The 25,987-nt window shown below is 77.0% G+C and carries 28 protein-coding genes, 1 tRNA gene and 1 pseudogene; 19 read left to right on the forward strand and 11 right to left on the reverse strand.

The window, feature by feature from the left end; translation table 11 throughout:
- Positions 1-167: 167 nt before the first annotated feature.
- The 3 genes from ACQPX6_RS02365 to ACQPX6_RS02375 all read right to left on the reverse strand — a co-directional run bounded on the left by ACQPX6_RS02365 (position 168) and on the right by ACQPX6_RS02375 (position 3,609).
- Positions 168-241: transfer RNA gene (locus ACQPX6_RS02365), tRNA-Pro, on the reverse strand.
- Between the two features lie 24 nt (positions 242-265).
- Complete coding sequence (locus tag ACQPX6_RS02370; protein WP_433785157.1) at positions 266-1,243, reverse strand: metallophosphoesterase; 978 nt, start codon at positions 1,241-1,243, stop codon at positions 266-268.
- Positions 1,240-3,609, reverse strand: a complete 2,370-nt coding sequence (locus tag ACQPX6_RS02375) for a penicillin-binding protein (protein ID WP_433785159.1) — start codon at positions 3,607-3,609, stop codon at positions 1,240-1,242. Before ACQPX6_RS02375 ends, ACQPX6_RS02370 begins: the two co-directional genes overlap by 4 nt.
- A 270-nt stretch (positions 3,610-3,879) precedes the next feature.
- On the opposite strand from ACQPX6_RS02375, the pseudogene ACQPX6_RS02380 reads away from it, so the two are divergent.
- Positions 3,880-4,155 (forward strand): annotated as a pseudogene (locus ACQPX6_RS02380) (WhiB family transcriptional regulator); the annotation flags it as partial.
- Positions 4,156-4,317: 162 nt separating this feature from the next.
- On the opposite strand, the gene ACQPX6_RS02385 reads toward ACQPX6_RS02380, so the two are convergent.
- Together ACQPX6_RS02385 and ACQPX6_RS02390 are read right to left on the reverse strand one after the other, a co-directional pair.
- Positions 4,318-5,514, reverse strand: a complete 1,197-nt coding sequence (locus ACQPX6_RS02385; RefSeq protein WP_433785160.1) for an ArsA family ATPase — start codon at positions 5,512-5,514, stop codon at positions 4,318-4,320.
- Positions 5,514-6,530 carry an ArsA-related P-loop ATPase gene (locus ACQPX6_RS02390; protein WP_433785162.1) on the reverse strand — a complete coding sequence of 339 codons (1,017 nt, stop codon included), beginning with the start codon at positions 6,528-6,530 and terminating at the stop codon, positions 5,514-5,516. Before ACQPX6_RS02390 ends, ACQPX6_RS02385 begins: the two co-directional genes overlap by 1 nt.
- A gap of 95 nt (positions 6,531-6,625) precedes the next feature.
- On the opposite strand from ACQPX6_RS02390, the gene ACQPX6_RS02395 reads away from it, so the two are divergent.
- From ACQPX6_RS02395 to ACQPX6_RS02420, 6 genes are all read left to right on the forward strand, one after another.
- Positions 6,626-6,793 (forward strand): hypothetical protein, encoded by a 168-nt coding sequence (locus ACQPX6_RS02395; RefSeq protein ID WP_433785163.1) that lies wholly within the window; start codon positions 6,626-6,628, stop codon positions 6,791-6,793.
- The gene (locus ACQPX6_RS02400; protein WP_433785164.1) at positions 6,790-7,263 is read left to right on the forward strand and encodes a RidA family protein; all 474 of its coding nucleotides are present in this window, start codon (positions 6,790-6,792) and stop codon (positions 7,261-7,263) included. Before ACQPX6_RS02395 ends, ACQPX6_RS02400 begins: the two co-directional genes overlap by 4 nt.
- A 62-nt stretch (positions 7,264-7,325) precedes the next feature.
- The gene (locus ACQPX6_RS02405; RefSeq protein ID WP_433785166.1) at positions 7,326-8,000 is read left to right on the forward strand and encodes a hypothetical protein; all 675 of its coding nucleotides are present in this window, start codon (positions 7,326-7,328) and stop codon (positions 7,998-8,000) included.
- A complete protein-coding gene (locus ACQPX6_RS02410) occupies positions 7,993-10,446 on the forward strand; it encodes a hypothetical protein (protein WP_433785167.1) in 2,454 nt (817 codons plus the stop codon). Before ACQPX6_RS02405 ends, ACQPX6_RS02410 begins: the two co-directional genes overlap by 8 nt.
- A gap of 223 nt (positions 10,447-10,669) precedes the next feature.
- Complete coding sequence (locus tag ACQPX6_RS02415; RefSeq protein WP_433785168.1) at positions 10,670-11,491, forward strand: NUDIX hydrolase; 822 nt, start codon at positions 10,670-10,672, stop codon at positions 11,489-11,491.
- Positions 11,488-12,306, forward strand: a complete 819-nt coding sequence (locus tag ACQPX6_RS02420; RefSeq protein WP_433785169.1) for an MBL fold metallo-hydrolase — start codon at positions 11,488-11,490, stop codon at positions 12,304-12,306. Before ACQPX6_RS02415 ends, ACQPX6_RS02420 begins: the two co-directional genes overlap by 4 nt.
- Before the next feature lie 4 nt (positions 12,307-12,310).
- Here ACQPX6_RS02420 and ACQPX6_RS02425 read toward each other — a convergent pair whose 3' ends face one another.
- Both ACQPX6_RS02425 and ACQPX6_RS02430 read right to left on the reverse strand, forming a co-directional pair.
- Positions 12,311-12,985 carry a Crp/Fnr family transcriptional regulator gene (locus ACQPX6_RS02425; RefSeq protein WP_116708603.1) on the reverse strand — a complete coding sequence of 225 codons (675 nt, stop codon included), beginning with the start codon at positions 12,983-12,985 and terminating at the stop codon, positions 12,311-12,313.
- A 244-nt stretch (positions 12,986-13,229) separates the two neighbouring features.
- Complete coding sequence (locus ACQPX6_RS02430; RefSeq protein WP_433785170.1) at positions 13,230-13,484, reverse strand: hypothetical protein; 255 nt, start codon at positions 13,482-13,484, stop codon at positions 13,230-13,232.
- Positions 13,485-13,672: 188 nt separating this feature from the next.
- Between ACQPX6_RS02430 and nth the strand changes: the two genes are divergently transcribed.
- The 4 genes from nth (at position 13,673) to ACQPX6_RS02450 (ending at position 16,966) form a co-directional block, all read left to right on the forward strand.
- Entirely contained in the window at positions 13,673-14,359 is a 687-nt protein-coding gene (gene nth / locus ACQPX6_RS02435) for an endonuclease III (RefSeq protein WP_433788171.1), read from the forward strand.
- On the forward strand, positions 14,356-15,009 hold the full coding sequence (locus tag ACQPX6_RS02440) for a TlpA family protein disulfide reductase (protein WP_433785172.1): 654 nt from the start codon (positions 14,356-14,358) through the stop codon (positions 15,007-15,009). The genes nth and ACQPX6_RS02440 overlap by 4 nt, the downstream gene beginning before the upstream one ends.
- A 98-nt stretch (positions 15,010-15,107) precedes the next feature.
- Positions 15,108-15,773, forward strand: coding sequence for an NUDIX hydrolase (locus ACQPX6_RS02445; RefSeq protein WP_433788172.1), 666 nt, complete (start codon positions 15,108-15,110; stop codon positions 15,771-15,773).
- The gene (locus ACQPX6_RS02450) at positions 15,770-16,966 is read left to right on the forward strand and encodes a MarP family serine protease (protein ID WP_433785173.1); all 1,197 of its coding nucleotides are present in this window, start codon (positions 15,770-15,772) and stop codon (positions 16,964-16,966) included. Before ACQPX6_RS02445 ends, ACQPX6_RS02450 begins: the two co-directional genes overlap by 4 nt.
- Positions 16,967-17,039: 73 nt before the next feature.
- Here ACQPX6_RS02450 and ACQPX6_RS02455 read toward each other — a convergent pair whose 3' ends face one another.
- The 4 genes from ACQPX6_RS02455 to ACQPX6_RS02470 all read right to left on the reverse strand — a co-directional run bounded on the left by ACQPX6_RS02455 (position 17,040) and on the right by ACQPX6_RS02470 (position 19,798).
- Positions 17,040-17,888: an alpha/beta fold hydrolase gene (locus ACQPX6_RS02455; RefSeq protein ID WP_433785174.1), complete on the reverse strand. Its 849-nt coding sequence runs from the start codon at positions 17,886-17,888 to the stop codon at positions 17,040-17,042.
- 71 nt (positions 17,889-17,959) lie between these two features.
- Complete coding sequence (locus tag ACQPX6_RS02460; RefSeq protein ID WP_433785175.1) at positions 17,960-18,448, reverse strand: phage holin family protein; 489 nt, start codon at positions 18,446-18,448, stop codon at positions 17,960-17,962.
- Positions 18,449-18,659: 211 nt separating this feature from the next.
- On the reverse strand, positions 18,660-19,127 hold the full coding sequence (arfB, locus tag ACQPX6_RS02465; protein WP_433785176.1) for an alternative ribosome rescue aminoacyl-tRNA hydrolase ArfB: 468 nt from the start codon (positions 19,125-19,127) through the stop codon (positions 18,660-18,662).
- Positions 19,128-19,144: 17 nt separating this feature from the next.
- Positions 19,145-19,798 carry an acetate uptake transporter gene (locus ACQPX6_RS02470; RefSeq protein ID WP_433785177.1) on the reverse strand — a complete coding sequence of 218 codons (654 nt, stop codon included), beginning with the start codon at positions 19,796-19,798 and terminating at the stop codon, positions 19,145-19,147.
- 212 nt (positions 19,799-20,010) lie between these two features.
- Between ACQPX6_RS02470 and ACQPX6_RS02475 the strand changes: the two genes are divergently transcribed.
- From ACQPX6_RS02475 to ACQPX6_RS02510, 8 genes are all read left to right on the forward strand, one after another.
- A complete protein-coding gene (locus tag ACQPX6_RS02475) occupies positions 20,011-20,751 on the forward strand; it encodes an oxidoreductase (RefSeq protein WP_433785179.1) in 741 nt (246 codons plus the stop codon).
- Between the two features lie 165 nt (positions 20,752-20,916).
- Positions 20,917-22,032: a septum site-determining protein Ssd gene (gene ssd / locus ACQPX6_RS02480; protein WP_433785180.1), complete on the forward strand. Its 1,116-nt coding sequence runs from the start codon at positions 20,917-20,919 to the stop codon at positions 22,030-22,032.
- A complete protein-coding gene (locus ACQPX6_RS02485; RefSeq protein WP_433785181.1) occupies positions 22,029-23,294 on the forward strand; it encodes a TadA family conjugal transfer-associated ATPase in 1,266 nt (421 codons plus the stop codon). Before ssd ends, ACQPX6_RS02485 begins: the two co-directional genes overlap by 4 nt.
- Positions 23,291-24,094, forward strand: coding sequence for a type II secretion system F family protein (locus ACQPX6_RS02490; protein WP_433785183.1), 804 nt, complete (start codon positions 23,291-23,293; stop codon positions 24,092-24,094). Before ACQPX6_RS02485 ends, ACQPX6_RS02490 begins: the two co-directional genes overlap by 4 nt.
- Complete coding sequence (locus ACQPX6_RS02495; protein WP_433785185.1) at positions 24,091-24,816, forward strand: type II secretion system F family protein; 726 nt, start codon at positions 24,091-24,093, stop codon at positions 24,814-24,816. Before ACQPX6_RS02490 ends, ACQPX6_RS02495 begins: the two co-directional genes overlap by 4 nt.
- On the forward strand, positions 24,813-25,073 hold the full coding sequence (locus ACQPX6_RS02500; protein ID WP_433785186.1) for a DUF4244 domain-containing protein: 261 nt from the start codon (positions 24,813-24,815) through the stop codon (positions 25,071-25,073). Before ACQPX6_RS02495 ends, ACQPX6_RS02500 begins: the two co-directional genes overlap by 4 nt.
- Positions 25,070-25,474: a TadE family type IV pilus minor pilin gene (locus ACQPX6_RS02505; RefSeq protein ID WP_433788173.1), complete on the forward strand. Its 405-nt coding sequence runs from the start codon at positions 25,070-25,072 to the stop codon at positions 25,472-25,474. Before ACQPX6_RS02500 ends, ACQPX6_RS02505 begins: the two co-directional genes overlap by 4 nt.
- Entirely contained in the window at positions 25,471-25,881 is a 411-nt protein-coding gene (locus ACQPX6_RS02510; protein WP_433785187.1) for an Rv3654c family TadE-like protein, read from the forward strand. Before ACQPX6_RS02505 ends, ACQPX6_RS02510 begins: the two co-directional genes overlap by 4 nt.
- Positions 25,882-25,987: the final 106 nt, after the last annotated feature.

The raw sequence follows: 25,987 nt of genomic DNA on the forward strand, positions 1-25,987 counted from the left end.
ACCGGACGGAGACCGCCAGGTGCTTCCGGCGTACGGGTTTCGTGACCTTCACGATCGAGTGGTGCGCGCGGGGCCCGTGGGGCACGAAGAATCCCGTCGCGGCGTTCGAGGCCCCGGGGAACGACGAAGGCCCCCATCCGAGTGGATGGGGGCCGACGTGCGGCGTGTCGGGGTGGCGGGATTCGAACCCACGGCCTCCTCGTCCCGAACGAGGCGCGCTACCAAGCTGCGCCACACCCCGGAGGCGATCCGCGCAGCCGTGACTCTACCCGCTGGCCCTCGAGCGGGCGGACGGGGGCCGTCCCTCCGCGGGGGCTGCACGGCCGGTGTCGCCGGCGCGCGGCACGAGCTCGAGCAGGGTGGCCTCGGGGCGGCAGGCGAAGCGCGCCGGGGCGTACGGCGAGGTGCCCAGACCGGCGGAGACGTGCAGGCGGGTGTGCGCCCCCCACCGCGACGCCCCGCGGGCGCGCGAGCGGTCGACCCCGCAGTTGGTCACCAGGGCGCCGTAGCCGGGCAGGCGCAGCTGGCCGCCGTGGGTGTGCCCGGCGAGGACGAGGTCGTAGCCGTCGGCGGCGAACGCGTCGAGCACCCGTGGCTCGGGGGAGTGGGTCAGCCCCAGGCGCAGGTCGTACGGCTCGTCGGCGGGCCCGGCGATGCGGTCGTAGTCGTCCCGGCCGATGTGGGGGTCGTCCACCCCGCCGACCGCGATCCGGACGCCCTCGACGGTCAGGGTGTGCCGGGTGTGGGTGGCGTCGAGCCAACCGTGCTCGACGAACGCGGCGCGCAGGTCGCGCCAGGGCAGCTCCGGGCCCAGCACGCGGTGCTGCGGGCGGAACAGGTAGTTCGCCGGGTTCTTGGGCCGCGGGCCGTGGTAGTCGTTGCTGCCCCACACGAACAGCCCGGGGCGCGTCAGCAGGCTCCCCAGCGCACGCAGCACCTCGGGCACGGCGCGCGGGTGCGACAGGTTGTCGCCGGTGTTGACGACGAGGTCGGGCTCCAGCGCCGCCAGCCCCTCGACGAACCGCCGTTCCAGGCGCTGCCCCGGCCGCAGGTGCAGGTCCGAGACGTGCAGCACCCGCAGCGTGCGGCCGGCGGCGGTCACGGGGTCGAGCACCTCGAGGCGCGCGCGGCGCAGCGCGAACCACTGCCGCTCGACGCCGACGGCGTACCCGAGGCCCAGGGCGCCGGTCGCGGTGAGCCCGGCGCCGGCGCGCAGCACCCGTCGCCCGAGCGTCGCGCTCATCCGCCGGTCCCCAGCGCCCCGGTCAGCGGTGGCGGACCGTTCGGCGGGTTCGGCGCCGCGGGCACGATCCCGTTGGACACCTGCAGCGTGATCACCTGGTCGGGCAGCACCGACCCGCGCGGGTTCTGGCCGACGACGGTGCCCGCCGGCGCCCGGTTGCCCACCGGGACGGGCTGCACCTGGAAGCCGGCGTCGCGCAGCTCGGCGGTGGCCTCGTCGACCTGGTCGCCGATCACCTCGGGCACCTGCTCGTTCGAGCCACCCTGCAGGTAGCGCGGACTCGTCGGTGGCAGGGGCGCGACCGGCAGCGGCGCGAACAGCGGGTTCATCGCCTTGAACCAGGTGAGTGCCGGTGTCTTGCCACCGAAGATGTTCGGGTCGCCGCAGGGGAACGGCGGGTTGTCCCCGCCGCTGTCGCACAGCCCGCGCGGGGACGACGAGTCGTCGAACACGATCACCGCGCCCGAGTACTGCTGGGTGAAGCCGAGGAACGCGGCCGACTTGTTCTGCTGCGTCGTCCCGGTCTTGCCGGCCATCGGCCGGTTCCAGCCCTGCGAGGTCGCCGCGGCGTTCGAGGTGCCGCCCGGCTGGTCGTCCTTGCTCAGGCCGGACATGAGGGTGTCGGCCAGCGCGGGGTCGACGACCTGCTCGCACGGCTGCTCGGAGAGCGGCACGGGCGCCCCGGACGCGTCGGTGATCGACTCGACGGGCGTCGGCGGGCAGTACATGCCGCCCGAGGCCAGCGTGGCCCCGGAGTTCGCCAGCTCGAGCACGCTGGTGGGCGTGACGCCGAGGGTGAACGAGCCCTGGTTCTGCTCGCGGACCGTGTCGGCGATCGAGACGCCGTCGGGGCCGGGCTCGGCGAGCGAGCGCATGCCCAGCCGCACCGCCATGTCGACCACCGGCGCGACGCCGGTGTACTCCATGAGCTTGACGAAGCCGGTGTTGGGGGACGTCGCGAGCGCGTCGGTCATGCTCAGCCGCGGCGGGGCCGGGCTGGCGTTGCGCACCGGGAACGGGTTGCCGCTGCCGTCGCGGTAGATCGGCGACGCGTAGCCGTCCGGCGGGATCTCCATCTGGTAGTTGATGCCGAGGCCCTTCTCCAGGGCCGCGGCGGCGGTGAAGACCTTGTAGACCGACCCGGCGCCGAGGTTCACCGGCTCCCACGGCAGCCCGTAGCTGGTCTCCAGCGCGTCGCCGTCGACGCCGAACACCCGGCTGGCGCCCATCGCGACGACCCGGTGCCGGTCGCGGCCGGGCTGCACGTTGGCCATCGTGTCGGCCACGTTGCGCTGCCCGGGCGGCACCTCGTCGGTGAGCGCCTGCTGCATGAGGTTCATGGCGTTGCGGTCGAGCGTGGTGCGGATGGTGTAGCCGCCGCGGTTGAGCTGCTCGGCCGAGATGCCGGCCTCGCCGAGGTAGTCGACGACGTACTTGCAGAAGAACGCCGCGTTGCCGGCGCCGATGCAGCCGTTGGACGGCGTGGCCAGGGGCTCGACGATGCCCAGGGGCGAGGCGACGGCCTCCTGCGCCTGCTGCTGGGTGATCATGCCCTGGCCCAGCATCTGGTTGATGACCTCGTTGCGCCGGCCGGTGGCGGCCTCGGGGTGGCGCGTCGGGTCGAACTGCGTCGTCGACTGCACCATGCCGGCGAGCAGCGCCGACTGCGCGATCGTCAGGCGCTCGGGCGTGGTGTTGAAGTACGTGCGCGCGGCCGCGGCGACGCCGTAGGAGTTGTTGCCCAGGAAGACGATGTTGAGGTAGCGCTCGAGGACCTCGTCCTTGGCCTCGCGCTTGGTGCGCCCGGCGGCGAGCTGGCGCTCGAGCTGCAGGGCGACGCGGACCTCGCGCAGCTTGCGGGCGTAGGTCGGCTCGGTCGCCTGCAGGCGCTCCGACTCGGTCTGTGCGGTGACGTAGAGCTGGTAGTTCTTGATGTACTGCTGCGTCAGCGTCGAGGCGCCCTGCTGGGTCGAGCCGGCGGTCTGGTTGGTCACCAGCGCGCGCAGCGTGCCGGTCCAGTCGACGCCGTCGTGCTCGTAGAACCGGCGGTCCTCGATCGCGACGATCGCCCCGCGCATCGCCGGCGACATCTGCTGGAGCGACACCGGCTGGCGGTTCTGCTCGTAGAGGTAGGCCAGCGGGGCGCCCTGGTTGTCGGTGACGGTGGTGACCGACGGGAGCTGGCCCGCCGCGAGGTCGGACGACGTGGCGTTGACCGTGTCGCTGGCGTCGTTGGACACCAGCCCGATCCCGCCCACGAAGGGGAACGCCAGCCCGGCGAGGATCACCCCCGCGACCAGGCAGATCGCCAGGAGCTTGGTGATCGGCCGCACCTTTGCCCCGATGTTCCGCTCGCCCCTCGCCACGAGGAAGAGGGTACGCGGTCGGGGGTGAGGAGCCTGTCGGCGAGGACCCCGCGCGCCGGGGGTCCGGGCACGCATGGTGACGGATCCTTCCGATTCCGTTGTGGGTGGAACCGGGCGCTCTTAGAGTGCGTCAGACCCAGTGACGGGCAGGACGCGGCCGGGGACCGATCCGGCGCGCGCTCCGTGGCCACACCGGCGGGGAGGTGTGCCGCGGACACAGGGGCCCGCACGGGGAACAGAGGGTGGGGACACGACGTGACAGGAGAGTCGGTGCCGTCCGCGGCGGGGACGTCGGTGGACTGGCGGCACGCCGCGCGGTGCCGGAACGAGGATCCGGAGACCCTGTTCGTCCAGGGCGCGCAGCAGCGCGACGCCCGCGAGGTGTGCACGGCCTGCCCGGTGCGCACCGAGTGCCTGGCGCACGCCCTGGACAACCGCATCCGCTTCGGGGTCTGGGGCGGCATGACCGAGCGCGAGCGCCGCGCCCTGCTCAAGCGCCGTCCCGATGTCATCTCCTGGGCCGCGCTGCTCGAGTCGGCGCGCCGCGCGGCCGCCGCGAGCCCCGCCGCCAACCCGTCGGCGCCCGCGCGCCCGCGCCGCACCGCCCGTCCCGTCGAGCCCGCCGCCGAGACGGAGGCCCGGCCGGCCGGGCGCGCCGAGCGGCGGCACGCCGGCTGAGTCGTCCTCGAGCCCCGGCGCGCCGGCCGCTCAGGAGGCCAGGCGGCGGCCGATCTCGCGCAGGCCGTCGAGATCGTGCACATCGGTGGCCATGGCGGGCACGTCGATGATCGGCACGGCCGGGTGCGCGCGTGTGAAGCGCCCCAGCACGCGGCGCTCGCGCTCGGCGGTCTCGACGCGGTCGGCGTGCAGGCGCAGCACGGCCGCGGCCAGCTCGTCGGAGCGCGACGCCTCCAGGGCCTCGGCGCCCTCGCGGGCCCGGGCGCCGGAGAGCGTGGCGTGCACGGGGTGGGTCCGGTTGAGCACCAGGCCGGCCAGCGGCATCTTCTCGGCCGACAGCCGCTCGACGAAGTAGCTCGCCTCGCGCAGGGCGTCGGGCTCGGGCGCGGCGACCACGACGAACGACGTGCCCGGGGCGCGCAGCAGCTGGTAGGTCTTGTTCGCCCGCTCCTGGAAGCCACCGAACAGCGTGTCGAAGGCCTGCACGAACGCCGAGGCGTCGGCCAGCATCTGGCCGCCGAGGATGGTCGAGACGGCCTTCGCGAACAGGTTGAACGTCGACCCGACGAGCTTGCGGAAGGCGTTGCCGCCGGCGCGGGCGGGCGCCGAGAGCAGCCGGATCATGCGCCCGTCGAGGAACGACGACAGCCGCTGCGGGGCGTCGAGGAAGTCCAGCGCCGAGCGCGACGGCGGGGTGTCGACCACCACGAGATCCCACGCCCCGGTGGCCGTGAGCTGCCCCAGCTTCTCCATCGCCATGTACTCCTGCGTCCCGGAGAACGAGGAGGAGATCGTCTGGTAGAAGGGGTTGTCGAAGATCGCCTGGGCCCGGTCGGGCGTGGTGTGGCCGGCGACCATCTCGTCGAAGGTCCGCCGCATGTCCAGCATCATCGCCTGGAGCTCGCCGTCGGTGCGCCGGCCCGCCTCGGGGCGCAGGGCTCCGGGCACGGTGCGGGGCTCGTTGTCCAGCTCCTCGAGCCCGAGCGACTGCGCCAGCCGGCGCGCGGGGTCGATGGTCAGCACGACGACGCGGCGGCCCATCTCGGCGGCGCGCAGGGCCAGCGCGGCCGCGGTGGTCGTCTTGCCGACCCCGCCGGAGCCGCAGCAGACGAGCACCTTGGTCGAGCGGTCGGCCAGCAGCCCGTCGAGGTCGAGGTGACGCGGACGTCCCCCGCGGGTGCCGGCGGCGTCGGTGCGGTCGGTCCGGTCAGCGCGTTCGGCGGCCATCAGCGCACCCCCTGCTCGCGCAGCAGCTCGGCGAGCTCGTAGATGCCGCCGAGGTCGACGCCCTCGGTCAGCTCGGGCAGGTCGAGCTGGGGCAGCCCGGCCGCGTCGAGGCGGGAGCGCACCGCGGTCTCGACCTGCACGCGCTCGGCGTGCTCGACGGTCTCGCTGACCAGGCCGTCCACCTCGTCGTCCTTGAGGAACAGGCCCGCGGCCTCGAGCCCGGAGCGCAGGTCGGTGCCGATCGCGGCGCCGGTCGCCGCGGCGGTGAGCGCCGTGGCGGGCAGCCGCGAGGGCCGGATGCGGTTGACCATCACGGCGCCGGTGGGCAGCCCGGCCTCGGTGATCTCGTCGACGGTGTCGAGGGTCTCCTGCACCGGCAGGTCCTCGAGCTGCGTGACCAGGTGCACCGCGGTCTGCGGCGAGTGCAGCAGCTGGACCACGCCCTCGCTCTGCGAGTGGATCGGGCCGGTGCGCGCGAGCGAGCCCATCGCTTTCGTGACGTCGAGGAACTTCACGACCCGTCCGGTGGGCGGCGCGTCCAGGACGACGGCGTCGTAGAGCGGCACGCGCCCGCGGCCGCCGCGCCCGTCGCCGACGGTGCGCCCGACGCACTCCTTGACCTTCCCGGACAGCAGCACGTCGCGCAGACCCGGCGCGAGCGTGGTCGCGAACTCGATCGCGCCCATCCGCCGCAGGGTCCGTCCGGCGAGGCCGAGGTTGTAGAACATCTCGAGGTACTCGAGCAGGGCCGCCTCGGCGTCGACGGACAGCCCGCGGACCTCGCCGCCGTCGGGCGCGACGGCGATGCGCTGCTCGGCGTAGGGCAGCGGCGGGGTGTCGAAGACCTGGGCGATGCCCTGCCGGCCCTCGACCTCGACGAGCAGGGTGCGGCGCCCGCCGGCGGCCAGCGCGAGGGCCAGCGCGGCGGCGAGCGTCGTCTTGCCCGTGCCGCCCTTGCCGGTCACCACGTGCAGCCGGGCCTCGGCGAGGGCGGCGGGCCAGCGCTGATCGGTCACGCGCTCCAGCGTAGGCCCGGCCGCCGGACCCCGCGGGCGGTGCGCCCGGGGTGCGGGTCACACCGGTGTCGGGGGCCTTCTCTACCCTCGGCCCCATGACTGCTGATGCCGTGAACTGGGAGTACGCGACGGTTCCGTTGCTGACCCACGCCACCAAGCAGATCCTCGACCAGTGGGGAGAGGACGGTTGGGAGCTGGTCACCGTGCTCCCGGGCCCCACCGGTGAGCAGCTCGTCGCGTACCTGAAGAAGCCGCGAGCGTGACCGCGGCGGGCGCGGACGGGCCCCGGGCGCGCCTGGCGGCGCTGGGGCTCGAGCTCCCGGCGGTCGCGGCGCCCAAGGGCGTCTACGTGCCCGCCAAGCGCACCGGCGACCAGGTCTGGACCTCGGGCCAGCTCCCGCTCGTGGGCGGCGAGCTGCCGGCCACCGGCCTGGTGGGGGCCGAGGTCTCCACGGACGACGCGGCCGCCTACGCCCGCATCGCCGCGCTCAACGCGCTGGCCGCGATCGACGCCCTCGTCGGGCTCGAGGCGATCGCGTCGGTGGTCAAGGTCGTCGGCTACGTGGCGTCCGCGCCCGGGTTCGGCGGCCAGCCGCAGGTGGTCAACGGAGCGTCGGAGCTCCTGGGCTCCGTGTTCGGTTCGTCGGGTGAACACGCCCGCTCGGCGATCGGAGTGGCGGCGCTGCCGCTGGGCGCCCCCGTCGAGGTTGAGGTCGTCGTCGACCTCACGTGAGCTGGCGGTACCGGCCCGGACGACGGTGGGCCGCGGCAGAGCAGGTGGATCGGAGCGCACAGGTGGACACGAGGACCGGATCCGGGACCGAGGCCGAGCGGGCGTGTCACGACGTCCTGCTGGCGATGGCCGGCCGGCTGCCGGACCGCCTGCTCTGGCGGCTGCGCGACTGGCTCGCCTGCGAGGCCCACGTCGCCCTGCGCACGGCGCTCCCGCGGGCGCTGCTGCGCCACCGCGTCGGGGTCACCGAGGACGAGCGGGCCCGCCTGCGCACCGCCGTCCTCGCGTGGGGCGGTCCGTCGCGGCTGGTGGACGCGGTGCTGCACGTCGACGCCGTCCCCGAGTCGTCCGCCCGCTTCGTGGCCCCCGGCGCCGGTCCCGGCTGGGACGACACCGACCTCGTGCTGCGCGCGCTCGCCCCGGTCACCGCGGGCGTCTCGGCGGTGCGCCGCGCATGGCGTGCGGGTGGCCCCGGGGGGCCGGTGCGGGTCGTGCTCGTCGCGGCCGACGGTGTGGACAGCGCGGCCCTCACCGGAGCGTTGCAGCGCGCGCTGCGGGCGCGCGGCGAGTCCGACCCGTGCGTCGAGGTCACCGGCCCGGCCGCCACCCCGACGCCCTACCGCCGCGACGCGCTCGCGGCCGCCGAGGTGCTGTGGCGCCGCGACGCCGGCCGCGTGCCCTCGCCCGTCCGCGCCGGGCTCGGCGCGAGCACGGGGGAGCTGGTGGGGCATGGCTGAGCGCGACATGACCGGCGAGGACCGTCCGGACCGCGTCGGCGTGCCCGACGAGGGCGGCCTGGTCCGGCGCCGCGGCGACCACCCGCGCATCGGGCGGCTCGGCTTCGAGGGCTTCGGCGAGGACCTCGGCGGGCTCGCCGGCGGCGGGGGCGACCTCGCCAACCTGCCGCCGTGGTCGGTGCGCGACGACGCGACCGACCGGCCCGACCGCGACCCCGTGGCCCTCGCGGCCTGGCGGCGCGTCGCCGAGCGGCGGCGCCTGCGGGCCTCGGGCGTGACGGGGGAGCAGGCCGCGGTGGACCCGGCGCCCGTGGAAGCGGCGGTGCCGGTGGAGCCGGTCGAGCCGGTGGAGGTCGAGGCGCCCGTCGTGGAGGTCGAGGTGCCGGTCGTGGACGACGGCCCCGATCTCGAGGACCTGCCCGCGCTCGAGGACCTCGACGAGGACCTGGCCGAGGTCGAGCCGGAGCCCGAGCCCGTCGCTCCTCCGGTGTCCGAGGCGCATGACCCCCAGCCCGGCCCGGCGGAGCGCCCGACCGCCGCGCCCGCGGCCCGCGGGGGCAGCGACCCCCGGCCCGGCACGCCGCCCCGCACCGAGACGGGCGGCCGTCACGAGGTCCTGCTGTCGCTCGCGGGACGCCTCGACGACGACGCCCTGACCTCGGTGCGCGAGCTCGTCGCCGTCGAGGACGACGCGGCCGCCGCCGAGCTGCTCGGCGGCTCGCTGCTGGCCGCCGGCGTCGGGGTGACGCCGCGCGAGCACGCCGTGCTCGGGCGCTGGTTCGCCTCCTCACGCGTCGACCCCGAGCTGGTCGACGCCCTGCCGCGCGACCCCGAGGCCGACCGCCGCGACGAGCACCGCTTCTCCGCCGACCCGCCGGCCGGCACCGGTACCGCCGGCGCGGGCGATGTCGTCGCGCGGGCCGCCGCCCGCCTGCCCGGGGTGGCGCGCGTGCGCCAGAGCTGGCGCACCACGCCCGCGGGCACCGCGCCGGGCCCCGTCCCGCACCGCGTCGTGCTGGTCGAGACGCACTCCGCCGACGACTGCGAGCACGTCGCCCACCACGTGGCGCACGCCGCGCGGGAGCTGGGCGCCGTGTCGGTCGAGGTGTTCGCCGCGGGCGCCGAGCTGCCCGCCTACCACCGCGCCGCCGTCCGGGCGGCCCGTCCGCTGGGCGCCGGTCCGGTCGGCACCTCCACCCCGTGGACGGCGGCCGCGTCCGACCGCGTCGACGGTCCCGCCGAGAGTCGCGTCGTCGAGCCGCGCCCCGCCGCCCCGGCTCCGCCGGCACGGCGCACCGCCGAGGACGAGGTGCCGCCGTTCGGCGTGCCCGTCGCGCCGTCCCGCCCGGCCGCGCCGGTGCCCGAGGACGTCGTCCGGGCCGAGCCGGCGGAGGAGGTCGAGCCGGCGGTGCAGCCCGAGCCGCCCGAGGAGGAGTACCGCACGGTCGCCGCCGCGGGCCGTGACCCGCTCGAGCGGCCGGACCGGGCCGGGCCTGATCCCGAGGACCTCGAGCCTCCGATGCCCGAGCCCGTCGTGCCCGAGCCCGTCGAGGAGACCGTCGAGCCGCCCGCCCCGGCGGAGCTCGACCCGGACACCACCGCCGAGCGGATCGCCGCGCTGTGGCGCACCCCGCCGCCCGACGAGATCCTCTCCGACGAGCACCCCCTGTCGTCGTGGACCGACAGCCCTCTCGGCGTCTCGTTCGGGCCCGACGGCGACGGGTCGTCGCCGGCCGTTCCCGAGCGCACGTGGGAGCCGGTCGACGCCGGCATCGACATGGGCATCGACATGGACGCCGCCACCGGCGACATCCCGATCGTCGACGCGTCGTCCCCCTCGCCCGCCGCGTACGGCGTGGACGGCGCGGCGCCCGAATCGTCGATGGTCAACGGCGCCCGGCTGCGGCGCAGCCGGCACAGCCGCAGCGAGACCGGCGAGTTCGCCGCGCAGGTCGACGGCCAGGTCGAGTCCCCGCCGCCGTACACCAACGGCCACCACCACGGGCCGGAGAGCGCGGACGGCGTCGGCGACGCGGTCACCGAGCCGGTCCACCGGCCCGCCCCGTCGCCGGCCCCGACGAGCCCGACGCCGACCCCGCCGCGTCCGTCGTCGGGCCCGGACTCGGTCGACTCCCAGCTCTCCGACCGCGAGCGCGAGCTGCTCGCGCGCCTGCACGAGGAGCTGGCCTCCCGCGAGCGCCTCGAGGCCCACGCACCCGACCCGCTCACCGGGCGGCCGTCGGGACCCCCGCACGGGATGCCGCCGGGCCCGCCCGGCTCGGAGGACACCACGGCCCCGCGCCCCCGGCCCACGGGACCGCACCCCGGTCCCCGCCCGCCCGGCCCGCCCCCGCCCTCGGGCGGCAGCAACGGCCACGTCAACGGGCACGGCCTGCCCCGTCGCGGAGATCACGACGGCGAGGACGGCACGCCCCGCGACGGGTAGGTCGTCCCGGCGACGAGGGAACGGCACGACATCGCTCCTCCGTCGCGCTGTCGTGCCGTTCCCGCGCCTCTGTCTCCCCGGCGACGAGGAGACGACCCGACATCGCTCCTCCGTCGCGCTGTCGTGCCGTTCCCGCGCCTCTGTCTCCCCGGCGACGAGGAGACGACCCGACATCGCTCCTCCGTCGCGCTGTCGTGCCGTTCCCGCGCCTAGGGTGCGGCGGGTGACCACCGAGCTCGTCGACCTGCCCCCGCGGTTCGCGATGGACCGGCCCGCCTTCGACCGGCTCGGCGCCCGGCCGCCGGGCGAGCTGCGCCGGGCCGCCTCGGTCGTGCTCGTGCGCGACGGGGCGGACGGCGTCGAGGTGTTCGTCCTCGAGCGCGCCGCGGAGATGGCGTTCGCGGCCGGGATGACCGTGTTCCCCGGCGGCGGGCTGGACGCGGCCGACGGCGAGGCCCTGGCGCAGGGACTCGTGGACGAGGCCGCCGCGGCCGACGCCGCCCGCGCCTGGTCGACCACCCCCCGCGCGGCGGCGGCGCTGCTGGCCTGTGCGGTGCGCGAGACCTACGAGGAGACCGGGGTCCTGCTCGCCGACGCCCGACCCGAGGCCGGCGCCCGCGCACGCCTCGTCGCCGGCGGGAGCGCATTGGCCGACGTGGTGGGGCGCCTCGACGCGGACCGGCTGCGACCGTGGGCGCGCTGGATCACCCCGGAGGCGATGCCGCGCCGCTACGACACCGCGTTCTTCCTCGCCGCCGTCCCCGCCGGCCAGGAGCCCGACGGCGCCACCACCGAGGCCGTCGGCGCCCGCTGGTGCACCCCGGCGCGGGCGCTGCGGGAGTGGGAGGACGGCGAGCGGGGGCTCATGCCGCCGACGTGGGCGGTGCTCAGCGAGATCGCCGCGGCGGGCGGCACGGTCGCGGCGCTGCTCGACGCGGCCGCGGGTCGTCGCCCGGAGCCCGTCACCCCGCGCTTCCGCCCGGACGGCGAGGACGACCGCGTGGGCCTCGTCGTGCCCCCGCACGCGCTCGGAGCCTCCCGGTGAGCGGGCGCGTGGTCCCGGGGGGCCAGGCCTCCGAGCACCCGGCCTACGGCGAGCTGCGCCCGGTCACGGAGGCGGCGTCGGTGGTGCTGGCCGAGAACCCGTCACCGATGACGCTGGACGGCACCAACACCTGGATCCTGCGGGCCCCGGGGCAGCGTGGCTGCGTCGTCGTCGACCCCGGCCCCGAGGACCCGGCGCACCTCGACCGGCTCGCCGCCCAGGGCCCCGTCGAGCTCGTGCTGCTGACCCACCGCCACCTCGACCACACCGAGGCCGCGCGCACCTTCGCCGAGCGGGTCTCCGCGCCGGTCCGGGCCCTCGACCCGACCCTGGTGCTCGGCGCCGAGGGCCTCGGGGCCGGCGAGCGCCTGGCCGTCGCCGGGCTCGACCTGCGCGTGCTCCTCACGCCCGGCCACACCGACGACTCGCTGTCCCTGGTGGTCGACGACGACGGCAGCGTGCTCACCGGCGACACCGTCCTGGGCCGCGGCACGACCGTGCTCGGCGACTACGACGGGGCGCTCACCGACTACCTGGACTCGCTGCGCAGCCTCGCCGAGCTGTCACCGGGCACGACGCTGCTGCCCGGCCACGGTCCCGACCTCCCCGACGCGGGGGAGACCGCCCGGTACTACCTGCGCCACCGCGAGCAGCGGCTCGACCAGGTGCGGGCGGCCCTGGACCAGCTCGGCCCGGACCCGGCGCCGCGCCGGGTGGTGGAGATCGTCTACGCGGACGTCGACGAGTCCCTCTGGCCGGCGGCCGACCAGTCGGTGGCCGCGCAGCTCGCCCACCTGGAGCGGACGGAGAGCTAGCGGGTCAGCGGGCTCGGCGTGCCAGGCGGTCCGGCTCGAGGATCAGCACGCTCTTGCCCTCGAGGCGCAGCCAGCCGCGGGCGGCGAAGTCGGCCAGGGCCTTGTTCACCGTCTCGCGGGAGGCGCCGACGAGCTGCGCGATCTCCTCCTGCGTGAGGTCGTGGGTGACCCGCAGCAGGCCGGCCTCCTGCGAGCCGAAGCGCTGCGCGAGCTGCAGCAGCGCCTTGGCCACGCGGCCGGGCACGTCGGTGAAGATGAGGTCGGCGAGCAGGTTGTTCGTGCGGCGCAGGCGCCGGGCCACGACGCGCAGCAGCTGCTCGGCGATCTCGGGGCGCTGGGCGATCCACTCGCGCAGCGCGTTGCGGTCCATCGTGTAGGCGCGCACGTCGGTGACGGTGGTGGCCGTCGACGTACGGGGACCGGGATCGAAGATCGAGAGCTCGCCGAACATGTCGGACGGGCCGAAGATCGAGAGCAGGTTCTCCCGGCCGTCCGGGGAACGTCGGCCGATCTTCACCTTGCCGGTCGAGACGATGTAGAGCCGGTCGCCCGGCTCGCCCTCGTTGAAGATGACCGTGCCGCGCGGGAACTCCACGCGCTCGAGTGACTCCGTGAGCACCTCGATGGCGGCGGGATCCACCCCCTGGAAGATTCCGGCCCGCGCCAGTACCTCGTCCACCGTCCGCTCCTCGCCGACTCTCGCTCGACCGCGCGCGGGCTCTGGGCCGTCCGGCCCCACCCGCACCTCTGTGTCACCAGTCACGTTCGCCGCAGCATAGTCACGTCTATGCCCGTGATCACGCCACGCCGAACCCAGGGAACTCACCGCATCGGGGCCGATCGACCGTTCTCGTGGCCATCATTCGCCCGTTCGGACCATGATAGCGGCAGAGATCCGGCAGCGTCGCTGCCCTGCGTGAGCGTCAGTCCTGGTCCTTGGCCCGGCGGGCGCCGAGGCCGCCCCGCTTCCCCAGGTTCCGCAGGCGGAACATCTGCAGTGCGCCGCCGATGCCCTGCCGGAACAGGGCCTTGACCTCGTCGGGGCGGGCGCGCTCGAGGAAGTCCTCGACCTCGTCCTCGCGCACGGTGCCCGACCGCAGGCGGGTCTCCAGGCGCTCCATACCGAGCGCGAAGACCATCACCAGCAGCGGGATGAGGATGGAGAGCCAGGCGGTCATGGTGTGCGCATCGTCGCGCACCGGCCCGTGTCGCCCGGCATCGGGGTCCGTCCGGCGTGTCGCGCGGCCGCGGGCGCCGGGCCCGGCCCGGCCGCGCCGGGCGCGCGTCCTACCCTGGGTGGGTGAGCAGGGCAGCACGCGCCGTCGGTGAGGAGAGCCGCCTCGCGCTGGTGCGGCGCGCGCGGCGGATGCACCGCGACCTCGCGATCGCCCACCCCGACGCGCACGCCGAGCTGGACTTCACCTCGCCGTTCGAGCTGCTCGTCGCCACCGTGCTCTCCGCACAGACCACCGACGTGACGGTCAACCGCGTCACCCCGGCGCTGTTCGCGCGCTACCCGGACCCCGCCGCGCTCGCGGGCGCCGACCGCGTCGAGCTCGAGGAGATGCTCAAGCCGACCGGATTCTTCCGGGCGAAGGCGGAGTCGGTGACCAAGCTCGGCGCCGCGCTGGTCGAGCGCTACGACGGCGTGGTGCCCGGACGCCTCGAGGACCTCGTGACGCTGCCCGGCGTCGGGCGCAAGACCGCCAACGTCGTGCTCGGCAACGCCTTCGACGTCCCCGGCATCACCGTCGACACCCACTTCGGCCGCCTCGCGCGCCGTTTCGCGTGGACGGCGTCGGAGGACCCGGTGCAGGTGGAGAAGGAGGTCGGCGAGCTCATCCCCCGCAAGGACTGGACGATGCTCTCCCACCGGATGATCTTCCACGGCCGCCGCGTCTGTCACGCGAAGAAGCCGGCGTGCGGGGCGTGCTCGCTGCGCCGCGACTGCCCGTCCGCCGGCATCGGCGAGAACGACCCCGTCAACGCCGCGAAGCTCGTCAAGGGCCCCGACGCCGCGCACCTGCTCGCCCTCGTCGGCCTCGAGCGGTGACGCGTGCCGAGGTCCGGGCGACGCTCGTCGTCGTGGTACTGGCCGTCGTCGGCGTGATCGCGCTCTGGCCCCGCGACACCGCCCCCACCTCCGCCGGCACCGACCCGGCGTCGGTGCTCCAGCCCGCGCCCGTGGCCGGACCCGACGACCCGGGGGAGCTCGCCGCGGCCCGCGGCGCCGCCGGGCTCGCCCCCTGCCCGGCGCCGCAGCCCGCCGCCGCGCCCGTGGCCGCGCTCGCCGGGCTGACCCTGGAGTGCCTGGGCGCGCCCGGGCCGGTCGACCTCGGCGCCGCGCTGGCCGGTCGGGACACGCTGGTCAACCTGTGGGCGTCGTGGTGCGGGCCGTGCCGCGACGAGATCCCGGCGCTCGAGGCCTACACCGCCCAGCCCGGGGCCGTCGCCGTCCTGGGTGTCGACGCCGGCGACCGCGCGAGCACCGCCCTCGCGCTGCTGGAGAGCCTGGGCGCGCGCTACCCCTCGGTGAGCGATCCCGCGCAGGTCCTCGGGCCGCGGGTGGGCGCGCCGCCGATCCTGCCCGCGAGCGTGCTCGTGCGCGCCGACGGCAGCATCGTCGACATCCCGCCGCAGGTGCTGCGCACGCCCGAGCAGGTGCGCGCCGCCGTGGACGCGGCCCGGGGCGGTGCCGGGTGAGCGCCCGCGACGAGGACCGCGCCGACGACCGCGCCGACGACCGGGACGACCGGGACGTCTGCCGTCCGGACGCGGCCCCGGAGTGGCTCGCGCCGCTCGTGGAGGCCTGCCGGCACCTCGGGCCCGACGACGTGCCGTTCCGCCGCCGCGTCGCCGGGCCCGGCAACGGCCGGCGGGCGGCGGTCCTCATGCTCTTCGCCGAGGCCGACGAGGGCCCGGAGCTGCTGCTCACCGAGCGCGCCCCGGACATGCGCGCGCACGCCGGGCAGGCGGCGTTCCCCGGGGGCGCGATCGACCCCGAGGACGCCGGCCCGGTGGCCGCCGCGCTGCGCGAGGCCCGGGAGGAGACCGGCCTCGACCCCGACGGCGTGGTGCCCCTGCTGACCCTGCCGCCGCTGACCATCCCGGTGACCGGGTTCGCCGTGACGCCGGTGCTCGCGCACTGGGCGCGCCCGGCCCCGGTCCGCGTCGTCGACCCCGGCGAGACGGCCGCGGTGGTCCGCGTGCCGGTCGCGACGCTGGCCGATCCGGCGACCCGGTTCCGCGTCACGGGGCCGGCCGGGTACACCGGTCCCGCGTTCGCCGCAGGGGGACTGCTCGTCTGGGGCTTCACGGCGGGTCTGGTGGACTGGATGCTCACCCTGGGCGGGTGGGCGAGACCCTGGGACGGTTCCGACGTGCGTGACCTCGACGAGGCGTGGGCGCAGCGGCACGACCTGAGCTCTGCGAGCACGGCGCATCCCGAAGGAGGTCCGGTCCGGTGAGCTGGGTCGACGTCGTCGTCGTGCTGCTCGCGCTCGCCGCGGGCATCTCGGGCTGGCGCCACGGGCTCGCCGTCGCGGCGCTGAGCTTCCTCGGCGTGCTCGGCGGGGCGCTGCTGGGTCTGAAGATCGCGCCGGCGCTGGTGGACGGGTTCGAGGGCACGACCTCGCGCATCGTCGTCAGCGTCCTCGTCGTCGTCGCGCTGGTGGCGCTCGGCGAGACCCTCGGGGTGTACCTCGGGCGGGCGCTGCGCGACCGGATGCGCCTGCCCGCCGTGCGCACCGTCGACTCCGCGTTCGGCTCGGTGCTCCAGGCCATCACCGCCCTGATCGTCGCCTGGCTGATCGCGCTGCCGCTGGCCGGCTCGTCGCAGACCGCGCTGGCGTCGTCGCTCAAGGACTCCCGCGTGCTTGGGGGCGTCGACGCCGTCATGCCCGACCCGCTGCGCCAGCTGCCCAACGAGCTGCGCGCGCTGTTCGACGCCTCGGGCTTCCCCGACGTCCTGAGCCCCTTCTCGTCGACGCCGATCGCCGAGGTGCCGCCGCCGGAGCAGGCGCTCGTCGAGGACCCGATCGTCCAGCAGGCCCGCGCCAGCGTGCTCAAGGTCCGGGGCCGTGCGCCGTCGTGCCAGCGTGCTCTGGAGGGCACCGGCTTCGTGGTCGGCGAGGACCGCGTGATGACCAACGCGCACGTCGTCGCGGGCACCGACGAGGTGTCGGTCGAGGTCCCGACCTCCGACGGCGACAGCCGCACCCGCCCTGCGCGCGTCGTCTACTACGACGACGAGGTCGACGTGGCCGTGCTCGCGGTGCCGGGACTGAACGCCGAGCCGCTGCCGTTCGACTTCTCCGGCGCCGAGACCGGCGACAACGCCGTGGCGCTGGGCTACCCCCTCGACGGGCCGTTCTCGTCGTCGCCGGCGAAGGTGCGCCAGCGCATCCAGCTGCGCGGCCCGAACATCTACGAGAGCGAGACCGTCACCCGCGACGTCTACACGATCCGTGGGCAGGTGCGGTCGGGGAACTCGGGCGGCCCGCTGGTCGACCCGCAGGGCCGCGTCATCGGCGTGGTCTTCGGCGCCGCGGTCGACCAGGGCGACACGGGCTTCGTGCTCACCGCCGACCAGGTCCGTCCGGCCCTCGACGCCTCACCGGGCGCCACCGGCCGCGTGAGCACGGGGTCCTGCGCGGCCTGATCGGTGTGTCAGCGTGGGGGCCACGCTGGCGATCCGATACAGCACGCCGATAGGGCGAGGAAATCCCCCACGATCACCGGTCCAGGAAGTCCAGCAGCGCATCGGTGACGTGCTGCGGCGCTTCCTGGTGCGGGAAGTGCCCGACGCCCGCGAGCGTCCGGTGCACGTGCCCCGCCGCGCACCAGCGGGCCGAGGCGCGGGCCACGCGGTCGGGCACCCACGGGTCGTCGGCGCCGTGGACCTGCAGCACGGGCACGGTGATCCGTCGGTCGACGGCGGCGGCGTAGCGGGCGCCGTCGGGGCGAAACTGCGAGCGCACGCTCCAGCGGAAGCCCTCGACCGCGGTGTGGGGCACGCGGGGCGCGAGCATCGCCGCGCGGTGGCGGTCGGCGACCTCGGCGAACTCGGGCGCCGCCGCCCAGCCCGCGCCCGCGCCGCGTCGCAGGAAGTCGGCGACCCAGATGCCGTCGTCGCGGCGCAGCCGGCGCTCGGGCAGGCGGGGCAGCTGCGCGGCCGCGAGGGTGCGCAGCGCCGGCGCCCACGGCCGGCGGCGGACCGCGGCGCGCAGGGCCAGCGGGTGCGGCGCGGCGAGGACGGCGAGGCGGTCGACGACGCCGGGGCGCAGGGCGGCCAGCGTCCACGCCACCGCCCCGCCCCAGCCCGCACCCACGACCGTCGCCTCGCGCGCCCCCAGCGAGCGCACGAGGCCGGCGGCGTCACCGGCGAGCGTCCACAGGTCGTAGCCGCGGGGCGGGCGGTCGGAGTCGCCGTAGCCGCGCAGGTCGGCGGCGACGACGCGGTGCCCCGCCCCGGCCAGCGCCGGCAGCTGGTGGCGCCAGGCCCACCAGAAGCCGGGGAAACCGTGCAGCAGCAGCACCAGGGGACCGTCCTCCGGTCCCGCCGTGGCGACGTGCAGCTGCACGCCGTTGGCGGAGACCGTGCGGTGGGTCCAGGGCCCGGGCAGCGCGAGCGCGGACCCGGGGGTCGCCGTGCTCAGGCGGCGTCGGTGCGCGTGTCGCGGCTGCGGCGCAGGACCTCGACCGACTCCTTCGCGGTCTCGATCGTCCGCTCCGGGGCCTTGATCTTGCGGACCTTGAGGTAGCCGAGGAGACCCGCGAGGCCGGCCGCCCCGATCATCAGCACGAACGTCACCGCGTAGCCGGCCCACTGCTGCGACGGCCAGATGAGGTTGAACGCCTCGGCCACCGCGATGAACAGGAAGAACAGGCTGAAGACCGCGATCGCGCCGGCGACGACGAAGAAGACGCTGCCCTGCACGCCCTTCTTGACCTCGGCGGTGATCTCGGTCTTGGCCAGCTCGACCTCGGCCCGGACCAGCGTCGAGACGTGGGTGGTGACCTCCTTGACGAGCGAACCGACGGAGGCGTCACCGTCCTGGCGCACCGGCTCGGCGTTGAGGGGGATCGACGGCACGACCGGCGGGGCGGACGAGCCGCTGGCGGGCTGCTCGGGGCGGGTCACGGGCCCTCCTGGCGGGGTCGGGTCGCTCGGGGAACGGACGGTGCGAGCGCTGAGGTCGGTCATCGTGCCACGTCACCGGCGGTGGGCCGCGACGAGCGGCGCCGTGTCGATGGTCCGGCTCCGCTGCGCTCCGCGTCCCTCCGTGTGATCACGGCGGCGCAGGTCTTCCCCGTGCCCGCGGGGCCTACGCCGCCCGTTCCCCCGTCGGTGTCTACTCGCCGCTCCCTCCGCGGCCCGGAGATCGCCGCAGCGCCTTGACCGCGCCCTGGCGGCGCTTGGCCTCGAGACGGCGCCGCCGGGCGCCACGGGAGGGGGCGGTGGGGCGGCGCGTGGGCGGGTCGGGAGCCAGCGCGTCGCGCAGCAGGGCGACGAGCCGCTGGCGCGCCGAGCGCCGGTTGCGCCGCTGGGACCGGTCGTCGGACGCGACGACGCTGAGGACGCCGTCGTGCAGGCGTCCGGCGAGGCGGGTGAGCAGCCGCTCGCGGTCGGCGTCGCGCAGCGCCGCGTGGCGGAGGTCGACGGAGAGCTCGACGCGGGAGTCGGTGGTGTTCACGCCCTGGCCGCCGGGGCCGCCGGCGCGGGAGAAGCGCCACTGGAGGTCGGCCGCGGGCAGCACGACGTCGCGGGTGACCAGGAGGTCACCCGCGACGTCGTCACGCTCGGGCCCGGCGGGCTGCACGCCCGCAGGGTGCCCGCTCAGCTGCGCGGACCCACCGGCAGGACGGTGCGGCCCCAGGTCTCGTTGGTGACGATCGCGGCCGAGGTGTACCAGGCGCACAGCGCGCTCACGAGGCCCAGGATGCCCCCCACGACGGCGAGGCCCGACGCACCCAGCAGGTCGGCGAGTGCCAGCAGCAGGAAGGTCAGGAACAGGGTCGCGAACACGGCGATGAGCCCGGCGTTGGTGCGCAGCGAGGCCACCAGCATGTACAGCGTGAACAGGGCCCAGCCGACGAGGAACAGGCCGGTCGCGAACTTCACGTCGGTCTCACTGGCACCGGAGGCCGTGAGCTTGGGCTCGATGAACTGCACGTAGGCGGCGAAGGCGATCCAGAAGGCGCCGTACGAGCTGAACGCGGTGGCGCCGAACGTGTTGGCCTTGCGGAACTCCCACATCCCCGCCAGGAACTGTGCGACGCCGCCGTAGAACAACGCGAGGGGGAGGACCACCGGCTCCAGCGATTCCGGCGCGATCCCCGCGTTGAACAGGCTCAGGACGAAGGTCGTGAGGGCGAACGCCGCCAGCCCCAAGGGGGCCGGATTGGCGATGCCGCGGGTGGGGTCGCCCTCCGCGCCCGGCCCCTGGGGCCCCCTCGGCGACTCCTGGCGCGTGTCGGTGGTGCTCGCCATACCTGCTCCTCTCCGTTCCGGCGCTGCTCTGCGCCGGGGTCCGCGGACCACCCGACCGGGTGATCCGGATCACGTGTGCCCGGACTGCCCGGTCCGACGGACCGTCCATGCACGGATCATTGACCTGATCGGTCCAGTTCCGATGGCGGTTGCGTACACCGATCGGCGGCGCGGCGCGAGCCGCCACGCTAGTGATGCCACGATCTCCCCTCGTGGTCGATCCGCTGGAGCCCCTGACCCGCCTGCCCGGCGTCGCCGCCGACGCGGACGCCGTGCGCGAGGCGCTGACGCGCGTGCACAACCACCGCACGAATCGACGCGGGTGGCCCGCCACCGCCGCCGAGGCCTCGGTCCGCGCGGCGCGGGCGTCGGCGAGCCTCGACGGCGGCTCGGCGGAGCTGCCCGCCGAGGGGCCGGTGACCGACCCCGTGCTCGCGGGCGCGCTGCGGGTGGCCGAGGCGCTGGGCGGGCTGCTGACCGCGTGGCGCGCGGCACCGGGCCAGGCCCTGGCGCGCCTGCACGTCCTCGCGGCGGCGGACCTGCCCGGGGTGACGCACGACGACCTCGGCCGGCCCCGACGCGATCCCGGCGTGGGCGAGCGCCTCGACGGCCTCGCCGGGCTCGTGACGGGCGGGACGAGCGTGCCCGCACCGGTGCTCGTCGCGGTCGTGCACGGCGAGCTGCTCACGCTGGCCCCGTTCTCGACGGCCTCGGGCATCGTGGCGCGGGCCGCGGCGCGCCTGACGGCCGTCGGCACCGGCCTCGACCCCAAGGGCCTCGCCGTGCCCGAGGTCGGCCACTACCGCGCCGCGGGGGAGTACCGGGACGCCGCGGCGGCCTTCGCGACGGGGGAGGCCGAGGGTCTGGCCCGCTGGTTCGCGCACTGCGCGCAGGCGTGGCAGGTCGGCGCGCGCGAGGGCCTCGGCATCGCGGAGGCCGCGACCGGCGGCTGACGCTGCGGCGTCCGGCCCTGCGTCGCCGCCGGCGGCGCGCACCTCCGTCCCCACCCCCTCCGTCCGTCCACAGGTCCGCGCCGCGCGCTCCCGTCCCGGCATGGCCGCGCGGCAGCGTGCTCCTCGCCGGCGCGGTGCGCGCCGGGGAGCGAGGAGGGCGGGCCGATGGGCGCGACGGGCGGGACGGGCACGCGGCGCGTGGTGGTGATGACCGACGACGAGGACCTCCTCGACGAGGTGGTCCGCCTCGCGGCCGCGGCGGCGGTGGAGCTCGAGCGGGTGCCCGACGCCCCCGGGGTGCGGCGCCGGTGGCACACCGCGGGGCTGGTGCTGCTCGACGAGTCCGCCGCCCGCGCCGTCGGGCCGCTGCGGCTGGGCCGCCGCGACGGGGTCGTGCTGCTGTGCCGCGACGAGCCGCCGGGCTCGATCTGGGAGCGCGCGGTGGTCGTGGGCGCCGAGCACGTGGTGTCCCTGCCCGAGGGCGAGGACTGGCTGGTCGGGGCGCTCGCCGACGTCGGACCGAGCGAGGGGCGCGACGACGGGCCGGGCGCGGGCCGGGTCGTCGCCGTGGTCGGGGGGCGTGGTGGGGCCGGGGCGTCGGTGCTGGCCGTGGCGGTGGCGGTGCGCGCCCGCACGCGGGGCACGCGGGTGCTGCTCGTCGACTGCGATCCGCTCGGCGGCGGGCTCGACCTCGTCGCGGGGGCCGAGGAGCTCGAGGGCCTGCGCTGGGGCGGGCTGGCGCTGGGCGGCGGGGGCGGCGGACGGGTGGGCGCGGCGTCGCTGCACGAGGCGCTGCCGTCACCCGACGGCCTGCTCACGGTGCTCTCCTGCGACCGAGCGGGCGCCGGACCCGATCCCGGGGCGGCCGTGGCGGTGATCGAGGCCGGTCGGCGTGCGGGCGACGTCGTCGTGTGCGACCTACCCCGCCACGCAGGAGACACCGCGCTGGCGGTGGCCGAGGCCGCCGACCTCGTCGTGCTCGTCGTGCCGGCCGAGGTGCGCGCCGTCGCGGCGGCCGCCCGCGTCGCCGAGCCGCTCGCCGACCGCGGGCTGCCGCTGCGCCTGGTGGTGCGCGGGCCCGCGCCCGGCGGCCTGGACGGCGACGACGTCGCCCACGCGCTCGGCGCCGAGCTGCTGGTGTCGGTGGCGCCCGAGCCGGGGCTGGCCGCGGCGCTCGACCGCGGGCGGGTCCCGGGGCTGCGCCGCGGGCCGCTGCAGGACGCCGCCGCCGCGGTGCTCGATGCCCTCGAGGCCGTCGGTGAGCGGGGGCGGGCGGCGTGAGCGCGGCTCCCGAGGGGCTCGTCGACCGGGTGCGGGAGCGACTGGTGACCTCCGGCGGGCAGGCCGGGGTCACCGAGCTGGCGGCGGCGGTGCGCGCCGAGGCCCGCGGGGTGGTGGGCGACGCGGACGTGCTGGCGGCGGTGCGCGGGCTGCAGCGCGAGCTGGTGGGCGCGGGCCCGCTGGAGCCGTTCCTGCGCGACCCCGCGGTGTCCGACGTGCTGGTGACGGCCCCGGACGCGGTGTGGATCGACCGGGGCGCGGGCCTCGAGCGCACGACCGTGTCGTTCCCCGACGAGGACGCCGTGCGCCGCCTCGCGCAGCGGCTCGCGGGCGCGGCCGGGCGGCGTCTGGACGACGCGAGCCCGTACGTCGACGCGCGGCTGCCCGGCTCGGGGGTGCGGCTGCACGCGGTGCTGGCGCCGGTGGCCGCCGACGGCACGTGCGTGTCGCTGCGCGTGCTGCGCCCTGCCCGCCACGACCTCGCCGCGCTGGCGGCCGGGGGCACCGTCGACGCGGGCGGCGCGGCCCTGCTGCGCGCGGTGGTCGCGGCCCGGCTGGCGTTCCTCGTGGTGGGAGGCACCGGGTCGGGGAAGACGACGATGCTCTCGGCGCTGCTGGGCGAGGTCGCACCCACCGAGCGGATCGTGTGCGTCGAGGACGCCGAGGAGCTGCGGCCCGCGCACCCGCACGTGGTGCGCATGGTCGCCCGCCCGGCCAACGTCGAGGGCGCCGGGCAGGTGCTGCTGCGCGACCTCGTGCGCCAGGCGCTGCGGATGCGTCCCGACCGGTTGGTCGTCGGCGAGGTCCGGGGCGCCGAGGTCGTCGAGCTGCTCGCCGCCCTCAACACCGGCCACGACGGTGGTGCGGGCACCGTGCACGCCAACGCGCCGCGGGAGGTGCCGGCGCGGCTCGAGGCGCTCGCCGCGCTGGGCGGGCTGGCGCCGGCGGCGCTGCACAGCCAGCTCGCGGCCGCGGTCCAGGTGGTCCTGCAGATGCGCCGCGATCGCGACGGGGTGCGCGTGCTCGACGCGGTCGGGGTGCTGCGCCGCCGCGAGGGCGCGGGCGAGGTGGCGGTCGTGCCGGCCTGGTCGCGCGGCGAGGGCTGGGCGGTCGGGCGCGCCGACCTCGCCGCGGTCCTGCGCGAGCGGGGCGTCGCGCCGCCGTGGGAGGACCCGCCGCCCGAGGCGCCCGCCGCACCCGAGTCCCCGCGCGGGGTGGCGGTCGCGGCCGGGGTGTCGGTGCTGCACCGGGAGCCGGCGTGAGCGCCCCGCTGCTCCTGCTCGCCGCCGCGCTCGTGTGCTGGCCTCCGCCCCGGGTCGCGCTGCGGCTGACTCGTCCGGGGCCGACCTCGGGCTCGTGGCGCCTCACCGATCCGGCCCGGCGCCGCGCGCTGCTGCTCCCGGGCGCCGGGGTCGTCGGCGCACTGCTCGCGGGCCCGGGCGGGGCGGTCGCCGCCCTGCTGCTCGCCGCGACGCTGCACCGGCACCGCCGCGCCGCGCGGGACGAGCGCGAGCGCGCCGCGGCCACCACCGGGCTGGCCGAGGCCCTGGCCTCCTTCGCCGCCGAGGTCCGCGCCGGGGCGCCGCCCGCGACCGCCGCCGCCGCGGCGGGCACCGACGCCCACCCCGCCGCCGCCCGCGCGATGGCCCTCGTCGGCGCGACCGCCCACCTCGGCGGCGACGTCCCCGCCGCCCTGCGCGCGGCGCGGGGCCGCGAGCCGGCGACGGCCGAGCACCTCGACCGCCTCGCCGGCGCGTGGGCGCTGGCCGAGCAGCACGGCATCGCGCTGGCCGGGCCGGCCGGGGCGGTGGCCGAGGACCTGCGCGCCCGAGCTCGCGCCGCCGGGGGCCTGCGGGCGCGCCTGGCCGGCCCGCGGGCCACCGCGGCGGTGCTCGCCGGGCTGCCGGTGCTCGGGGTGCTGCTCGGTGAGGGGATCGGCGCGCGGCCGACCGCGGTCCTCACCGGCGGCGTCGTCGGCCAGGTGCTGCTCGTGGTCGGGGTGGGCCTGGTGTGCGCGGGGCTCGCCTGGACCGAGCGCATCGTCGCCGGGGTGACCCGGTGACCCCCGCCGCCGCGGTCGGCGCCGCGCTGCTCGCCCTGGCCGCCGCCCTGCTCGTGGCCCCGGGGCCGGTCACCGCGCACCACCGCGCGACGGCCCGGGTCGTCCGACCGACCACCACGGCGCGCGAAGGCCTCGTCCCGGGCGCGGCCCTGGTCGTCGTCGGCCTCGCGGCCGGCGCGGCGGGCGCGGGCGTGGCCCCCGCGGTGCTCGGGGTCGTCGCGGGGCTCGCCGTCGTGCTGGCCCTGCCGCGCTGGCGGGTCCACCACGCGCGCCCGCGGCCCGACCCGCTCGGCCTCGCCGGAGCGTGGGACCAGCTCGCGGCCTGCCTGCGCGCCGGTCTCTCGCTCGACCGCGCCGCGCGGGCCGTCGTGCCGGTGCTCCCCGCCGCCGCCGGCGAGGCGCTCGGGCGCGTCGCCGACCTCCTGGCGCTGGGCGCCGATCCCGCCACCGCCTGGGCGCCCGCCCTCGACCAGCCCGACACCGCCCGGCTCGCCCGCGCCGCCCGCCGCTCGGCGCGCAGCGGGGCGGCGGTCGCCGAGGTGATCGAGGCCGTCGCCGCCGACGTCCGCGCCGAGGCGGCCGACGTCGTCGAGGCGCGCGCCGAGCGGGCGGGCGTGCTCGTCACCGGGCCGCTCGGCCTGTGCTTCCTGCCGGCCTTCCTCGCCCTGGGCATCGTCCCGGTCGTCGTGGGGCTCGCCGGCCCGCTGCTGGAGCAGCGATGAGACCGCACGCCCCGCCGGGGCGTGGGACGAGAGGAGAGACCCGTGTCCACACCGACGAGCCCCCCGGACCCCCCGGCATCCGCGCCCGCCTGGCCCACCTGCGCGACGACGACGCCGGCATGTCGACCGCCGAGTACGCGATCGGCACCATCGCCGCGGCGGCGTTCGGCGCGCTGCTCTACACGGTGATCACCGGCGACTCGATCCTCGGGGCGCTCACCGCCATCGTGCAGCGGGCGCTGACCAGCACGTTCTGAGTCGCGGGGCGGACACCGGCTCGGTCACGGTCGAGGCCGCGTTCGCCGTCGGCACGCTCGTGGTGGTGCTCGCGCTCGTCCTCGCGGCGATGGGCGCGATGGTGCTGCAGCTGCGCTGCGTCGACGCGGCCACCGAGGCCGCCCGGCTCGCCGCTCGCGGCGACATCGAGGGCGCCCGGCGGGCGGCGGTGCGGCTCGTGCCCGAGGGGGCGGAGGTCACCGTCGAGGTCCGGGGCGACGACGTCGTCGCCCGGGTGCGCGCCGCCCCGCTCGGCTCGGCGCTGCCGGTTGTCCGCGTGGCCGCCGAGGCCGCGGCGAGCCGGGAGCCGGCGTCGGTCGCCCCGGTCGAGGGGCCCGACCCGCTCACCGACGCAGAAGCACCGGAACCCGGTGCACGGTGAACGGTCCCCGCCGTCCACCCGACGACGCCGGCGCCGCCACCGTGCTCGCCGCCGCGGCGGTCGGCGTCCTGGTCCTGCTGCTCGGCCTCGGGCTGCAGGTGGGCGCCGCGACGCTCGCCCGCCACCGCGCCGAGACCGCCGCGGATCTCGGGGCCCTGGCGGGGGCGCGCGAGGTCGTCCGGGGCCGCGACGTGGCATGCGCGCGGGCCGAGGCGGTGGTCGCGGGCAACGGCGCACGGCTCGTCGCCTGCTCCGTCGAGGGCTGGACGGTGACCGTGGTCACGGCCACGTCGTGCCGCTGTGTGCCGAGCGTGTCCGGTGACGCCGCCGGGCGCGCCCGCGCGGGACCGGTGGCGGGCGGGGAGTCCCCGAGAGGGCTCCCGCCGGTGACCGGGGGCGACCGGTGAGTGGCAGACCCGGGACGAGCGGAGCTCGGCCCCGGCTGAGCGGTGACCCGGTCGGGCAAACGGGCAGGCCCGCGCACACGGGCGCACGCTCGCCCGCTGAGCGGGG

The organism is Actinomycetospora sp. CA-101289, assembly GCF_050955895.1.
Lineage (GTDB): Bacteria > Actinomycetota > Actinomycetes > Mycobacteriales > Pseudonocardiaceae > Actinomycetospora.

Coding starts and splice junctions, on each gene's coding strand:
- ACQPX6_RS02370 (WP_433785157.1), bottom strand. CDS start 1,243: ATGAGCGCGACGCTCGGGCGACGGGTGCTGCGCGCCGGCGCCGGGCTC.
- ACQPX6_RS02385 (WP_433785160.1), bottom strand. CDS start 5,514: ATGGCCGCCGAACGCGCTGACCGGACCGACCGCACCGACGCCGCCGGC.
- ACQPX6_RS02395 (WP_433785163.1), top strand. CDS start 6,626: ATGACTGCTGATGCCGTGAACTGGGAGTACGCGACGGTTCCGTTGCTG.
- ACQPX6_RS02410 (WP_433785167.1), top strand. CDS start 7,993: ATGGCTGAGCGCGACATGACCGGCGAGGACCGTCCGGACCGCGTCGGC.
- ACQPX6_RS02430 (WP_433785170.1), bottom strand. CDS start 13,484: ATGACCGCCTGGCTCTCCATCCTCATCCCGCTGCTGGTGATGGTCTTC.
- nth (WP_433788171.1), top strand. CDS start 13,673: ATGCACCGCGACCTCGCGATCGCCCACCCCGACGCGCACGCCGAGCTG.
- ACQPX6_RS02470 (WP_433785177.1), bottom strand. CDS start 19,798: ATGGCGAGCACCACCGACACGCGCCAGGAGTCGCCGAGGGGGCCCCAG.
- ssd (WP_433785180.1), top strand. CDS start 20,917: ATGGGCGCGACGGGCGGGACGGGCACGCGGCGCGTGGTGGTGATGACC.
- ACQPX6_RS02500 (WP_433785186.1), top strand. CDS start 24,813: ATGAGACCGCACGCCCCGCCGGGGCGTGGGACGAGAGGAGAGACCCGT.